The sequence below is a fragment of the Streptomyces dangxiongensis genome (assembly GCF_003675325.1).
GTDB lineage: Bacteria > Actinomycetota > Actinomycetes > Streptomycetales > Streptomycetaceae > Streptomyces > Streptomyces dangxiongensis.
In genome coordinates this window covers 6625678-6640212 of the sequence record NZ_CP033073.1, presented here as the reverse complement: position 1 = coordinate 6640212, position 14535 = coordinate 6625678, and the positions used below count along the sequence as shown (strand labels likewise).

General features: G+C 71.8%; 13 protein-coding genes, 1 pseudogene and 1 riboswitch. Of the genes and pseudogenes, 5 read left to right on the top strand and 9 right to left on the bottom strand.

Annotated features, from left to right (window positions below; translation table 11 throughout):
- The first annotated feature begins 91 nt into the window (after positions 1-91).
- Genes modA through D9753_RS30010 form a run of 4 tightly spaced genes read left to right on the top strand, consistent with a single transcriptional unit; the run spans position 92 to position 3539 of the window.
- Positions 92-901, top strand: a complete 810-nt coding sequence (gene modA, locus D9753_RS30025; RefSeq protein ID WP_121789854.1) for a molybdate ABC transporter substrate-binding protein — start codon at positions 92-94, stop codon at positions 899-901.
- Positions 898-1758 carry an ABC transporter permease gene (locus D9753_RS30020; protein ID WP_121789853.1) on the top strand — a complete coding sequence of 287 codons (861 nt, stop codon included), beginning with the start codon at positions 898-900 and terminating at the stop codon, positions 1756-1758. Before modA ends, D9753_RS30020 begins: the two co-directional genes overlap by 4 nt.
- Positions 1755-3092, top strand: coding sequence for an ABC transporter ATP-binding protein (locus D9753_RS30015; protein WP_394346769.1), 1338 nt, complete (start codon positions 1755-1757; stop codon positions 3090-3092). Before D9753_RS30020 ends, D9753_RS30015 begins: the two co-directional genes overlap by 4 nt.
- A 27-nt stretch (positions 3093-3119) precedes the next feature.
- Complete coding sequence (locus D9753_RS30010) at positions 3120-3539, top strand: TOBE domain-containing protein (RefSeq protein WP_121789852.1); 420 nt, start codon at positions 3120-3122, stop codon at positions 3537-3539.
- Positions 3540-3594: 55 nt separating this feature from the next.
- On the opposite strand, the gene gcvP is transcribed toward D9753_RS30010, so the two are convergent.
- Positions 3595-6480: an aminomethyl-transferring glycine dehydrogenase gene (gene gcvP / locus D9753_RS30005; protein ID WP_121789851.1), complete on the bottom strand. Its 2886-nt coding sequence runs from the start codon at positions 6478-6480 to the stop codon at positions 3595-3597.
- A 174-nt stretch (positions 6481-6654) separates the two neighbouring features.
- Positions 6655-6749, bottom strand: a riboswitch (glycine riboswitch).
- A 119-nt stretch (positions 6750-6868) separates the two neighbouring features.
- Here gcvP and D9753_RS30000 point away from each other — a divergent pair.
- Positions 6869-7258, top strand: coding sequence for a PRC-barrel domain-containing protein (locus tag D9753_RS30000; RefSeq protein ID WP_205614297.1), 390 nt, complete (start codon positions 6869-6871; stop codon positions 7256-7258).
- Between the two features lie 218 nt (positions 7259-7476).
- Here the strand turns inward: D9753_RS30000 and D9753_RS29995 are convergent.
- From D9753_RS29995 to D9753_RS29960, 8 genes and pseudogenes are all read right to left on the bottom strand, one after another.
- Positions 7477-8904: pseudogene (locus tag D9753_RS29995) on the bottom strand (DNA polymerase IV); the annotation flags it as partial.
- Between the two features lie 68 nt (positions 8905-8972).
- Complete coding sequence (locus tag D9753_RS29990; RefSeq protein ID WP_121789848.1) at positions 8973-9656, bottom strand: MerR family transcriptional regulator; 684 nt, start codon at positions 9654-9656, stop codon at positions 8973-8975.
- Positions 9657-9916: 260 nt separating this feature from the next.
- Complete coding sequence (locus tag D9753_RS29985; RefSeq protein WP_026253112.1) at positions 9917-10390, bottom strand: bifunctional nuclease family protein; 474 nt, start codon at positions 10388-10390, stop codon at positions 9917-9919.
- 170 nt (positions 10391-10560) lie between these two features.
- Positions 10561-11298 carry a transcriptional regulator FtsR gene (gene ftsR / locus D9753_RS29980; protein WP_121789847.1) on the bottom strand — a complete coding sequence of 246 codons (738 nt, stop codon included), beginning with the start codon at positions 11296-11298 and terminating at the stop codon, positions 10561-10563.
- Positions 11299-11342: 44 nt separating this feature from the next.
- Positions 11343-12173, bottom strand: a complete 831-nt coding sequence (locus D9753_RS29975; protein WP_205614296.1) for an FHA domain-containing protein — start codon at positions 12171-12173, stop codon at positions 11343-11345.
- A gap of 190 nt (positions 12174-12363) precedes the next feature.
- Positions 12364-13260, bottom strand: a complete 897-nt coding sequence (locus D9753_RS29970; RefSeq protein ID WP_121789845.1) for a DUF881 domain-containing protein — start codon at positions 13258-13260, stop codon at positions 12364-12366.
- A 5-nt stretch (positions 13261-13265) separates the two neighbouring features.
- Positions 13266-13598, bottom strand: a complete 333-nt coding sequence (locus tag D9753_RS29965) for a small basic family protein (RefSeq protein ID WP_003988855.1) — start codon at positions 13596-13598, stop codon at positions 13266-13268.
- Positions 13595-14512 carry a DUF881 domain-containing protein gene (locus tag D9753_RS29960; protein ID WP_121789844.1) on the bottom strand — a complete coding sequence of 306 codons (918 nt, stop codon included), beginning with the start codon at positions 14510-14512 and terminating at the stop codon, positions 13595-13597. Before D9753_RS29960 ends, D9753_RS29965 begins: the two co-directional genes overlap by 4 nt.
- Positions 14513-14535 lie beyond the last annotated feature (23 nt).

Below are 14535 nucleotides of genomic sequence, written 5' to 3'. Positions count from 1 at the left end.
GCAGATGCGGCAGTATCATCGCCGCACGGCCGATGCCCGGCCCTCCAGGGGCGCGACAGCTTGATCCACCGAACCGAGGAGTAGCTCCGTGATGACCCGTTCCGTGCGCCGGACCCGGCGGACACTGAAGCCGGCCGGCGTGGCGGCAGTCGCCCTGATGGCGCTCAGCGCATGCTCCTCCTCGGACTCCTCGACCGACCGGGCGGACAAGCCCGCCCCGAAGCTGTCCGGCACGGTCACCGTGCTCGCCGCCGCTTCCCTGAAGGAGAGCTTCACCGCGCTGGGCGGGGAGTTCGAGAAGCAGCACCCGGGCACCGAGGTCAGCTTCAGCTTCGGCGGCAGCGACAGCCTGGCCGCGAACATCACCGGCGGAGCGCCCGCGGACGTCTTCGCCGCCGCCAGCCCCAAGACCATGGCGATCGTGACGGACAGGAAGGAGACCGCCGGCACCCCGGCCACCTTCGTCCGCAACCGGCTGGAGATCGCCACCGTGCCGGGCAACCCGCACAAGCTGTCCTCCCTGAAGGACCTCACCCGGTCCGGTCTGAAGGTCGTCCTGTGCGACAGGACGGTGCCGTGCGGCGCCGCCGCCCAGAAGGCCCTGACCGCGGGCAAGGTGAAGCTGACCCCCGTCTCCTACGAACAGGACGTCAAGGGCGCCCTGACCAAGGTGGAGCTGAAGGAGGCCGACGCGGCCGTCGTCTACAAGACCGACGTGAAGGCCGCGCACGGCAAGGTGGCGGGCGTGGAGTTCCCCGAGTCCGCCGACGCCGTCAACGACTACCCGATCGCCCTGCTGAAGGACGCGCCGAACGCCGAAGCCGCCAAAGCGTTCATCGCCCTCGTGCGGTCCGCCGAGGGCCAGCGGGTGCTGAGCGGGGCCGGGTTCCTCAAGCCGTGACCCCGCTCGACGAACCCGGCGCCGCGGCCGGCCCCCGCACGCGCCGGCCGGGGCACCTCCGCGCCGGCACGGGGGGCCGGCGCGGAGTGCCGTTGCCACTGCTGCTGCCGGGGCTGCTGGCCCTGGCGTTCCTGCTGCTGCCGCTGCTCGCCCTGCTCGTCCGGGCGCCCTGGCGCAGCCTGCCGGAAGAGCTGACCAGCATGGAGGTGTGGCAGGCGCTTGAGCTGTCCCTGGTCACGGCCACCGCGGCGACCGCCGTGTGCCTCGTCCTCGGCGTACCGCTGGCCTGGCTGCTGGCCCGTACGGACTTTCCCGGCCGTGGCCTCGTGCGCGCCCTGGTGACACTGCCGCTGGTCCTGCCGCCGGTCGTCGGCGGCGTGGCCCTGCTCCTCGCCCTGGGCCGCAACGGCGTCATCGGCAAGTGGCTGGACTCCTGGTTCGGGATCACCCTGCCGTTCACCACCGCGGGCGTCGTGGTCGCGGAGGCGTTCGTGGCCCTGCCGTTCCTGGTCATCAGCGTGGAGGGCACGCTACGCGCCGCCGACCCGCGCTACGAGGAGGCGGCCACCACGCTGGGTGCCTCCCGCTTCACCGCGTTCCGTCGGGTCACACTGCCGCTGATCGCCCCCGGTGTCGCGGCGGGCGCGGTGCTGGCCTGGGCGCGCGCGCTCGGCGAGTTCGGCGCGACGATCACGTTCGCGGGCAACTTCCCCGGCCGCACCCAGACCATGCCGCTCGCGGTCTACCTGGCCCTCCAGAACGACCCCGAAGCCGCCGTCTCCCTCAGCCTCGTCCTGCTCACGGTGTCCATCGCGGTGCTGGCCGGCCTCAGAGACCGCTGGACAACCACCTCATGAAGAACACCGACCCCGAACCCACCGACACCCCCGCCGACACCCTGGGCCCAGGCACACCGGCGGCCACCGGCGCCCCCGAATACCCGCCGAGCCCAGATACCCCGACAGCCACCGGCGACCCCGCCCCACGCCCACTCCCGCAGGCACCGGCAGCCGCCGACGGCGCTCGCGCCCCGCAGGGGCCACCGGCACCCGACGACGAGACCCGCTCGTGCGGTGCGGGTGGCAACCCGAAACCGGCCGAAGGCCGGCCGACCGCCCCCCACCCGCACCCACACCCGAAACGGCCCCCTCACGAGGGCCTGGACGCTCACCTCGTCGTAGACCGCCCCCCGTTCCGCCTGGACGTGACTCTGACGGCCACCCCAGGGGACGTCGTCGCCCTGCTCGGTCCCAACGGCGCCGGCAAGACCACCGCCCTGCGCGCCCTCGCCGGTCTCACCCCGCTCGCCGACGGCCACCTGCGCCTGGACGGCACCTCGCTGGAGCGCACTCCTCCGGAGTCCCGCCCGGTCGGCGTGGTCTTCCAGGACTACCTGCTCTTCCCGCACCTGTCCGCCCTGGACAACGTCGCCTTCGGCCCCCGCTGCCGGGGCGCGGGCAAGGCCGAGGCCCGCGCGCAGGCGGCGGTCTGGCTGGAGCGCATGGGGCTGGCCGCTCACGCGGGCGTCAGACCGCGCCGCCTCTCCGGCGGCCAGGCCCAGCGCGTCGCGCTCGCCCGCGCCCTCGCCACCGGTCCCCGGCTGCTGCTCCTGGACGAACCGCTGGCGGCCCTGGACGCCCGTACCCGCCTGGAGGTCCGCGCCCAGCTCCGCCGCCACCTGGCCGAGTTCGAGGCGGTCTGCGTACTGGTCACCCATGACCCGCTGGACGCCATGGTCCTCGCGGACCGCCTGGTGGTCGTGGAGGACGGGCGGGTCGTGCAGGAGGGCACGCCCGCCGACATCGCCCGCCACCCCCGCACGGACTACATCGCCCAGCTCGTCGGCCTCAACCTCTACCGCGGGCAGGCCGCGGGCCACACGGTACGGCTCGACGCCGGGCCCGCGATCACGACGACGGAGGAGCTGTCGGGACCGGTCTTCGTGGCGTTCCCGCCGTCGGCCGTGACCCTGTTCCGGGACCGGCCCTCCGGCGCCAGCGCCCGGAACGTGTGGCGCTGTGAGGTAGCGGGCCTGGAGACGCACGGCGACCGGATCCGCGCCGACCTCACCGGCGGACTCGCGCTGACGGCGGACCTGACGACGGTCGCCGCGGCCGAGCTGGACCTGCACCCCGGTGCGCCGGTCTGGGCGATGGTCAAGGCGACGCAGACGCACGCGTACCCGGCCTGACGCCCTGGCCCACTACGGTGAGGGCCCATGAGTCTCAGCATCCGCAACCAGTTGCCCGGCACCGTCACCGAGGTGCACCCCGGCGAGGTGATGGCGACCGTCGGCGTCCGCCTGAACGGGGGCCAGAACCTGACGGCGGCCATCACCCTGGAGGCCGTCGAGCAGCTCGGTCTCGCCCCGGGCTCCCCCGTGCACGCCTTGGTGAAGTCGACGGAGGTGTCCCTGGCCACCAACCGGGTCGCGGGCCTGTCGATCCGCAACCAGCTTCCCGGCGCGGTCACCCACCTCGTGGTCGGCGACGTCATGGCCTCCGTGAAGGTCACCGTGGACGGTGGTGAACTCACCGCCGTCATCACCAGGGACGCGGCCGAGGACCTCGGCCTCTTCGTGGGCTCCGACGTCGTTGCCCTGATCAAGGCGACCGAGGTCTCGCTGGCGACGGCGTAGCGGAGACCCGAAGGTCCCGCCCGGATTCCGGGCGGGACCCTCACCAGAGGCTCGCTCAGTCCTCGTACGCGTCCAGCGGCGGGCAGGAGCAGACCAGGTTGCGGTCGCCGAAGGCCTGGTCGATGCGGCGCACCGGCGGCCAGTACTTGTCGGCGGCCGAGACACCGGCCGGGAAGACCGCCTCGTCGCGGCTGTACGTGTGCTTCCACTCACCGCCGAGCGCGGCGGCGGTGTGCGGGGCGTTGCGCAGCGGGTTGTCCTCGGCGGGCCACTCGCCGGAGCCGACCTTCTCGATCTCCGCGCGGATGGTGATCATCGCCTCGCAGAAACGGTCCAGCTCGGTGAGGTCCTCCGACTCGGTCGGCTCGATCATCAGCGTGCCGGCCACCGGGAAGGACATGGTCGGGGCGTGGAAGCCGTAGTCGATCAGGCGCTTGGCGACGTCGTCGACGCTCACGCCGGTCGCCTTGGTCAGCGGGCGCAGGTCGATGATGCACTCGTGCGCGACCAGACCGCCGGGGCCGGTGTACAGGACCGGGTAGTGCGGCTCCAGGCGCTTGGCGATGTAGTTCGCCGACAGCACGGCCACCTGCGTGGCGCGCTTCAGGCCCGCACCGCCCATCAGACGGACGTAGGCCCAGGAGATGGGCAGGATGCCCGCGCTGCCCCACGGGGCGGCCGAGATCGGGCCGACGCCGGTCGCCGGTCCCGCGGCCGGCTGGAGCGGGTGGTTGGGCAGGTACGGTGCCAGGTGCTCGCGGACGGCGACCGGGCCGACGCCCGGACCGCCGCCGCCGTGCGGGATGCAGAACGTCTTGTGCAGGTTGAGGTGGGAGACGTCACCGCCGAAGTGACCCGGCTTGGCCACACCGACGAGGGCGTTGAGGTTGGCGCCGTCGACGTACACCTGACCGCCCGCCTCGTGGACCCGGGCGCAGATGTCGGCGACGTGCTCCTCGAACACACCGTGCGTGGACGGGTAGGTGATCATCAGCACCGCCAGCTCGTCACGGTGCTTGGCGATCTTCACCCGCAGGTCCTCGATGTCGATCTCACCGTCTCCGGCGGTCTTGACGACGACGACCTTCATGCCGGCCATCACGGCGCTGGCCGCGTTGGTGCCGTGCGCGGAGGACGGGATGAGGCAGACGGTCCGCTGCTCGTCGCCGTTGGCGCGGTGGTAGCCGCGTACGGCGAGCAGACCGGCCAGCTCGCCCTGCGAGCCGGCGTTCGGCTGGAGGGAGACCTTGTCGTAGCCGGTGACCTCGGCGAGACGTTCCTCCAGCTCACGGATGAGCGTCAGGTAGCCCTCGGCCTGCTCGGCGGGGACGAAGGGGTGGAGCTGCCCGAACTCGGGCCAGGTGACCGGCTCCATCTCCGTGGTCGCGTTGAGCTTCATGGTGCAGGAGCCCAGCGGGATCATGCCGCGGTCGAGCGCGTAGTCGCGGTCGGCCAGCCTGCGCAGGTAGCGCAGCATCGCGGTCTCGGAGCGGTGCTGGTGGAAGACCGGGTGGGTGAGGTAGGCGTCGGTGCGCAGCAGCGCCTCGGGCAGGGTGTCCTCGGCGGCCCGGTCCAGCGCCTCGACGTCGGCCTCGACGCCGAACGCGGACCAGACGGCGTCCAGCCGGGCCCGGCCGGTGGTCTCGTCGCAGGCCATGGAGACGTGGTCGGCGTCGACCATGTGCAGGTTGACGCCCTTGTCCCGGGCGGCGGCGACGACCTCGGCCGCCCTGCCGGGCACGCGCGCGGTGACGGTGTCGAAGTAGGCGCCGTGGACGATGTCGACCCCGCCGGCCTCCAGGCCGGCGGCGAGCAGCGTGGCGTAACGGTGGGTGCGGCGGGCGATGGTCCGCAGGCCCTCGGGACCGTGGTAGACGGCGTACATGCCGGCCATCACGGCGAGCAGCACCTGCGCGGTGCAGATGTTGCTGGTGGCCTTCTCACGGCGGATGTGCTGCTCACGGGTCTGCAACGCCAGGCGGTAGGCCTTGTTGCCGTCGGCGTCGACGGACACACCGACCAGACGGCCGGGCAGGCTGCGCGCGAACTTCTCCTGGACGGCCATGTAGCCGGCGTGCGGCCCGCCGAAGCCCATCGGCACACCGAAGCGCTGGGTCGTGCCGACGGCGATGTCCGCGCCCAGTTCGCCGGGGGAGGTCAGCAGGGTCAGCGCGAGCAGGTCGGCCGCGACCGTCACCAGAGCGCCCAGCTCGTGCGCCTGGTCGATGACCGCCTTGATGTCCCGTACGGCACCGGAGGCGCCCGGGTACTGGATCAGCACGCCGTTGATCTCGCGCTCGGCGATCCCGGCCGGGATGCCGTCGCTGAGGTCGGCGACGACGACCTCGACGCCGGCCGGCTCGGCACGCGTCTCGATCACGGCGATGGTCTGCGGCAGTGCGTCCGCGTCGACCAGGAACAGGCCCTTCTTGTTCCTGCCCATGCGCCGGGAGAGCGCCATCGCCTCGGCGGCGGCGGTGCCCTCGTCCAGCAGGGAGGCACCGGAGGTGGGCAGGCCGGTGAGGTCGGCGACCACCGTCTGGAAGTTCAGCAGGGCCTCCAGGCGACCCTGGGAGATCTCCGGCTGGTACGGCGTGTAGGCCGTGTACCACGCCGGGTTCTCCATGACGTTGCGCAGGATGACGGGCGGCGTGAACGTCCCGTAGTACCCGAGACCGATCATCGAGCCGAGGACCTGGTTGCGGTCGGCGAGGGAGCGCAGCTCGGCCAGCACCTCGGCCTCGGTGCGGGCGTCCGGCAGGTCGAGGGCGTCGGCGTTCTTGATCACATCCGGGACGGCGGCCGCGGTCAGCTCGTCCAGCGAGCCGTACCCGACCTGCGCGAGCATCTTGGCCCGCGCCTCCTGGTCAGGGCCGATGTGGCGCTGCTCGAACGGGATACCCGCTTCGAGTTCGGAGAGCGGAGTGCGATGGGCGGTCATGGCGGAGGCCTCCTGGTCTGACGCGACCTTCGAGGGGCACCCCGGTACGGATACCCCGACGGCCTCCCCCTCTGTCATCTCGACCTGAGAGCTTCACCGGGCCCCCGCGGGACCGGCTTTCACCGTCGGTGAGAGCGGGACGCCGTGCACACCCGCCCTGCTTTCCAGAGTGACCTCGTCCGTGCGGTACGTGAGCCTGAGAGATTCCGGGGAGGATTTGCTCCTTCGGCGCCTCCGACGTGGTCGGAGGACTCTCCCGCGCGGGGTCAGCAGCCGCTGTCAGCCTACCAGCGGGGTCGACGCCCGAGCCCTCGAGTGGCCGCTTCCCTGAATCTGCTCTTTTGTAGTGCTTACGGATGAGTTGCGACCACGTGGAAAGAGAGGGACCGTGCGAACCGACATCGATCCGCGCAACCTGATCGGCCGCAAGGCATTCGACGTCAATGGCGCCAAGATCGGCACCATCGACGAGGTGTATCTCGACGACGCGACCGGCGTGCCCGAGTGGGCGGCCGTACGCACCGGTCTCTTCTCCCGGGACGCGTTCGTCCCTCTGGGACCCAGCGAACTCCTCGACGGCACGCTGCACGTCCCTTTCGACCGCGCCCTGATCAAGGACGCTCCCGACTTCGGCGTGGGCCGCCACCTCTCACCCGAGCAGGAACTCCAGCTCTACCACCACTACGGACTGGACACGGCGCCCCCGCCCAAGGCCCCGGACCACGACTTCGGCCCCCTGGCACCACCCGAGGAGACCCGGTCCACACCGGGCCCCTGATCCCCACCGCCGGGTTGTCCACCGCCGGGTTGCCCCTCGCCGGAGGCGTCCGCGGGGTTCTCCACACCCGGGGCGCCCGGGGCGCGCTTCTCTTCCGACGGCTGCCGCACGTCCCGCCCCGCGCACGCGCCCTGCCCCCCACCCGAGAGCCGGCCCTCACTCGAGAACCGGCCCTCGACCGGAACCCGGCCCTCAGCCGAGGCCGGATGCCCAGGTCGCCCGCCCGAAGCCGGCCGCACGGCCGCGACCGGGTCCGGGGCCGGGGCCGCGTCACCGCTCGGCCCGCCGGGAAGGCCGGCCGGGTGGGCGAGGCCGGTCCCCGGGACCAGCGGCAACGGCTCAGCCGGCGCCAGCGCGGGATCGTCGACCCGGAACGTCCGTACCCGGCCCGGCCCGGACTGCGGGGTCTCGAAGCGCACGGTGACCCGGCCCAGCCCGCTGCCCTGCACCCACCCGTGCCCCCAGTCGTCGTGCCGCACGTCCTGCCCGGCCCGCCACTGCCGCTCGGCCGGTTCCACCTGCTCCGCCGGAGCCTCCGGCACGGTCTCCTCGGCGAGGTCCACCGCCCGCTCCCCCGCCGCCTGCGCGAACAGGTCCTCCTGCGTGTAGTCGGCGAGCCCGGACACGCCGACGCCGAGCAACCGCACCCCGCCCGTGGTGTCCACGGAGTCCAGCAGCCGCGCCGCCGCCTCGCGGATGACCGCGGGATCGTCCGTGGGCCCTCGGAGCGTCTCGGAACGGGTGAGGGTCGAGAAGTCGTACCGTCGCACCTTCAGCACGATGGTCCGCCCGGACAGCCCGGCCTCGCGCAGCCGCCGGACACACCGGTCGGCCAGCCGCTGCACCTCCAGGCCGACCCGCAGCCGGTCGTGGATGTCCACGTCGTAGGTATCCTCCACCGACACCGACTTGGTCTCCCGCTCAGCCACCACGGGACGCTCGTCCCGGGCCAGCGCCATGGCGTACAGCGCGTGTCCGTGCGCCTTGCCGAGCATCCGGACGAGTTCGTCCTCGCCCGCCTCTGCCAGCTCCTCGACCGTGGTGATCCCGGCCCGGCGCAGATGGTCCCCCGTGGCCGGCCCGACCCCGGGCAGGATCCGTACCGGCATCGGCCCCAGCAGCGCCCGCTCGGTCCCCGGCTCGATCAGTACCAGGCCGTCCGGCTTGGCCTGCTCGGAGGCGATCTTCGCGAGCATCTTGGAGGCGGCGAGCCCCACCGACCCGGTGACCCCGGTGACCGCCCGGATGTCCGCGCGCAGCCTCTCCCCGGCCCGCCGCGCCGACTCCTCGTCCCAGGCCGCTCCCCCGGCCTCCAGGTCCACGAACGCCTCGTCCAGGCTGAGCGGCTCGATCAGCGGTGACAGCTCCCGCAGCAGGCCCATCACCTGCTCGCTGACCGTCCGGTACAGGGTGAAGCGCGGCACCAGGTAGGCGGCGTGGGGTGCCAGTCGGCGTGCCTGCCCCATGGGCATCGCCGAGTGGACGCCGAACACCCGTGCCTCGTACGACGCGGTCGCCACCACACCGCGCGGCCCGAGCCCGCCCACGACGACGGCCTTCCCGCGCAGGCTCGGCTTCGACGCCTGCTCCACCGAGGCGAAGAAGGCATCCATGTCGAGGTGCAGGACCGTGGGCGCGTTTCTCACATCTCCGATGCTGCACCACGGCACTGACAACGCGGTGACGCCGGGGGGCACCGCGCGGGATCCGGCGGTCAGACCGCCCGGTTACGGCGCCGCGCCAGCTCGTCCGCGGGGTTCTGCCCGACGAGGGTCTCCCCGGTGTCGATGCGCTCGCCGTGTAGCTGGGAAAGCGCGCTCTCCACGTCCCGCCACACCACGCCGACGGCGATCCCGAAGACGCCCTGACCGCCCTGGAGCAGGGCGTGGACCTCGTCCGGCGAGGTGCACTCGTACACGGTGGCGCCGTCGCTCATCAGGGTCATCCGCTCCAGGTCACGGAAACCGCGTTCTCTGAGGTGCTGGACGGCGGTGCGGATGTTCTGGAGCGACACCCCGGTGTCCAGGAACCGCTTCACGATCTTCAGGACGACGACGTCCCGGAAGCTGTACAGACGTTGGGTGCCCGACCCGTGGGCGGGCCGCACGCTGGGCTCGACGAGGCCGGTGCGGGCCCAGTAGTCGAGCTGTCGGTAGGTGATGCCGGCGGCCGCGCAGGCCGTGGGCCCGCGGTAGCCGATCTGCTCGGACGTCATGGACGCCACCCCTCCGCCGTTCGGCACCGCCGTCGGCGGCTGCGGAGCGTGATCGGCCGCGCTGCCGGGATGGGGGTAACCCCCGCTCGAGCGCAGCCGCGAGTCCGGGGGCGGGTACGGACCGCTCTCCCCGAAACCGCGTCCGGGGGCACCCCCAGCCGTACCGTCGCCGCTGGTTCTCACGCCGACCTCCGTCCTTGACCTGCCTTCTCGACGGTAGGCAGTCACCAGGGGTGCGTCAACGATCGCCACACTCGGCACGCCGAGTGATAATCACCCTGAGAGTGGTTTCCCGTGTCCCACCGCGGGGAAAGGCTAGCCGAATGCGCTCGCGGGAAGCCGTAGGACGCTCTCAGTGGCCGGAGGCAATTGCCGGGACAGCGGCCCCGCGAAGCCGCCCACCGTCCCGGGGGAGCCGGGGACCGGCAGGCCGGCACCGCGTCTCACTGGCTGCTGGTGCCGAAGTCCTCGGGCGAGATCTGGTCGAGGAACTCACGGAACTTCTCCACCTCGTCCTCCTGCTCGTCCGGAATGGCGATGCCCGCGTCGTCCAGCACCGTGTCACTGCCGTAGATCGGCGTTCCGGTGCGCAGGGCCAGCGCTATGGCGTCGGAGGGGCGGGCGCTGACCTCGACCCCGCTGGCGAACACCAGTTCCGCGTAGAAGACCCCTTCCCGCAGATCGGTGATGCGGACTTCGGTCAGCTCCTGGCCGACGGCCTCCAGCACGTCCTTGAACAGGTCGTGGGTCAGCGGTCGCGCGGGGGCCATGCCCTGCTGGGCGAAGGCGATCGCCGTCGCCTCCCCCGGCCCGATCCAGATGGGGAGGTAACGATCGCCTCCCACTTCGCGCAGGAGCACGATCGGTTGGTTGGAGGGCATTTCGACCCGGACACCTACGACATCGAGCTCGTTCACACAGCAACCCTAGGCCGTGCCCGGGACGTTTGGGTAGTCGGGCCGGGAACAGGTGCCCGATCCGGCCGCCCGGACGCCTCGCCGCTCCCCCGTCCCAGAGCCGGCCACGGCCGGGCCCCGGCTGGTTCCAGCGCGGTCCCGGCAGGGTTCAGCGAAGCCCCACGCGGGTTTCAGGGGAGCCGTACGCCGAGTGCGGTCCTCACCAGAGCGGCGTGCAGCTTCGTCGTCTGCGCCGCCAGTTCCTTCGTACGGGCTTCGGCGAGTGCCCGGGTCTGCGGGTTGCGGTGGCGCTTGAGCGGGGCCACCACCTGGTCCACCAGCCCCGCCTCACGGTCCGCGGCGGCCTTCATCACCCGGAGGTGGCGCGGCTCGATGCCGAAACGGCCCAGGTCGGCGATGAGCGCCGCCACGGTGACCGCCTCGGCGTCGTACACCCCGTCCTCCACGGGAGCGATGAGCCCGTAGGACTCCCACTCCTTCAGTTCGCCCTCGTCGATGTCCGCGGCGGCCAGCAGCTCGGCCTTGCCCACCCTGGCCACCGTGGGCCTCTCCTGCGGCTCCGGGCCGTCCTCCGCGGTGCGCTGGCGCCCGACCAGGGGCAGCGGGGCGGCCTCACCCCGCTCCACGGCGTCCAGGTACTCCCGGATCACCTTGAGCGGGAGGTAGTGGTCCCGTTGCATCCGCAGGACGTGACCGAGGCGCTCGACGTCCCCGGCACTGAACTTGCGGTACCCCGACGGGGTCCGCTGCGGCTCGATGAGCCCCTCCGACTCCAAGAAGCGGATCTTGGAGATCGTGACTTCGGGGAACTCGTCGCGCAGCACGCTCAGCACCGTGCCGATGCTCATCAGCCCACTGTCCCTGGCGGCGGTACCGCTTCCGGCACCGCCGCTCGGTGTTCGCAGCATGGACCTTCCCTGGGGGTCCCCCCGGACGTCGGTCCGGGGGTGGGTCAGATGCCCTGCCGGCTCGCGTAGAACACCAGCCGGTACTTGCCGATCTGCACCTCGTCACCGTTGGCCAGGGCGACCTGGTCGATGCGCTCCCGGTTGACGTACGTGCCGTTCAGGCTGCCCACGTCGGCCACCGTGAAGGAGCCGTCCGGGGAGCGCCGGAACTCCACGTGCCGCCGGGAGACCGTCACGTCGTCCAGGAAGATGTCGCTCTGCGGATGACGGCCGGCCGTGGTCAGGTCGCTGTCCAGCAGGAAGCGACTGCCCGAGTTCGGACCCCGGCGCACCACCAGCAGCGCCGAGCCCAGCGGCAGCGCGTCCACCGCGGCCTGCGCCTCCGGAGAGAGCATCGGCAGCGGCGTCTGGCCGGTCGCCTCGGAGTCGTAGGCCTCGAGGCCGGAGATCGAGATCGTGGACGTGGTCTCGGAGGCCCGTTCGGGTGCCACTCCGGGGCGCAGCGGCGCGCCGCAGTGGGAGCAGAACCGGGCGTTCTCCGCGTTACGGTTACCGCACCTCGTACACACCAGGACCGACATCGACGGATCCTCCTGCCGCGGCTGCCCCGCGGGGGCGTTGGACGCGTACGGGCCGGAGGCGAACCCTCCACCCGCACCTGAGGTTGACGGTTGCCCGAAACCTATGCCGCCGGCCTGGGCAGGGTCAACAGACGCCGCGCCCTGACCACCGGAAATGTCACCGCCCGGACCAGCGACCTGGTCCCGGAACAGCGGGCGCTGGCCCTCCGCCTCAGGCTGCGCGCGATGACGGGCGGTGGCGTTGTCGCCGCCCTCTCGCGCGCTCTTGCCGAACAACTTCGCAAACAACTTCACGGGCGATTCCCCTTGACCGAAACAGACCCGCCCGTGGGGCAGGACGAACCCTGATTGCCTACACCGGCCGAGCCGGACATCTTCACAACGTCCGTATCCACCAAACAGTTTCCATCACGCGCCATCTCTTCGGTGCGCCGACCCCCCGCAAGCTCATGCCCGTGCGCGACAGCCGCCATGCACCGGCGGTTCACCGGGAGGACGACCGAGCGTAGTCAGGCCGCTTCGCCTGTCGCAAGGCAGCCACGACGATCTTGTCCGACTGCTCCACGGTCGCCGTGGCCTGCTCCTTCTCCAGGGTCTGCACCACGCCTCCAGGAATGTTGAGCGCCGGCTCGAGGTCCTGCGGCTTGCCGATGACCTTGAAACGATAGGGGGCGTTGATCTTGTTCCCGTCGACGCTCACGCTCTTGCCGGAGTCGGTGAGGTAGGTGCCGGCGACCACCCGGACCTCGTTGACCTGGATCGCCTCCGCGCCGGCCGCGCGCAGCTCCTGGATCGCGTCGAGCAGCATGTCCGCCCGGACCGTCCCCTTCGTGTCCTCGATCGTCATGGTGATGCCGGGACCCTGCGCCGCCACGGTGCCCGCCAGAATGCCGAGTTGCCTCTTCTTCTCGGCGGTCTGCCTGCGTGCCTCCGCGGCCTGGTCGGAGCTGCTCTGGAGCTCCTGACGCTGCTTCTCGAGTCCCTGCTTCTCATCCTCAAGACGCTGAGTACGCGAATCCAGTTCATCGAGGATGCGGACGAGGTCTTCCTGACGTGCGCCGCGCAGCGCGCTGTCGGTGTCGCTGTTCGACGCCACCTGGACGGCCAGGCCGAAGCCGAGGCCGAACAACAGCACCGCGACGATGAGTTGGGCGCGGGTGAAGCGCGGCGGCCACAGACCTGTGACGAGCCGCTGCCGTCCGGTCAACGGCTGCTGGGGCTGCTCCCCGGCAGCCTGCCCGGCCCCGGGCGCGGACTCGGCCCCTGACGCGGGCACTTCGGCGGGCAGTTCCCTGCGCAGCCCGTGCTCCGGCCGGTTGCTCTCCGGCTGCCTGCTCTCCGGCCGGTCGTTCCGGTCGTCGTGTGCGTGGTGTTCGCTCATCGGTGTCACGCCCGGAAGACGTGTCGCCGGATCGCCGCGGCGTTGGAGAAGATCCGGATGCCCAGGACCACGACGACGCCCGTGGACAGCTGCGCGCCGACGCCCAGCTTGTCACCGAGGAAGACGATGAGGGCGGCGACGACCACGTTCGACAGGAACGACACCACGAAGACCTTGTCGTCGAAGATGCCGTCGAGCATGGCCCGCAGTCCGCCGAAGACGGCGTCCAGCGCCGCGACGACGGCGATCGGCAGGTAAGGCTCGACGACCGCCGGAACCTCGGGCCGGACCAGCAGGCCGGCCACGACTCCCACGACGAGACCCAGTACGGCGATCACGATGTGCCCTTCTCGCTGTTCTCGTTGCTCGGCTGTGCTGTACGTACGATCACACTGGGTGCGGCGGGCAACCGGACGTCACCCTCCGGGGAGATGGTGGCGCGGATACCGTAGTTCTCCACCAGGGCATGCAGATACAGGCCGTCGGCGCTGTTCTGGAACCTGGTGCCGAGCCGCTGCCCGTCCCCCACCGCCAGCACCGTGTACGGCGGCACCAGCGGCCTGTTGTCCACCAGGATCGCGTCGCCCGCGGCCCTGATCGCGGACAGGGCCGTCAGCCGCTGCCCGTTGATGGCAACCGCCTCGGCCCCCGAGGCCCACAGCCCGTTGACCACACGCTGCATGTCGCGGTCACGCAGCCGGCCGGTGTCGGAGAAGCCCGACGTCTCCCGCGGGTTGGACCCGTCCCCGCCGCTGGTGGCTTCCTTGGCGTCGTTCACGACGAGCTTGACGCCGGGCCCGTGCACGGCGGTCGCACCGGACAGCACGCCCACCAGATCCGCGTCGGCACTGCCGCCGCTGGACTTGAGGGCCGCCCGCTGACGCGCGCCGACGTCGTCGCGCAGCTTGTCGACCGTGCTCTCCAGCTTGTCCGCGTCCGCGGTCCCGCTGTCGACGCGGTCGATCAGTTCCTGGCGTTCCTTGGCCACCACGGGCGCCGCCACGCGCGCCTGGGCCGCACCGACGGTCACGACCAGCGCCGCGAGGACGAGGCCGGCGGCCAGCCCCAGCTTGGCCCGGAGCGTCTTCGGCAGACCGCCCTCGCCCCGGGCCTTCTTCCGGGCGGCGGCCTCGGCGTATCCGTCGTCGAGGCTGTGGTCCATGACGTTGGTGATCAACGACATGGAGGCGTCCGGGCGCTGCGGCCGCGCGGGGCTGCTCCGAACGGGGGGTTGCTGCGGCATGCCGCACATCGTCGCATGTCGCGAGCAGTACC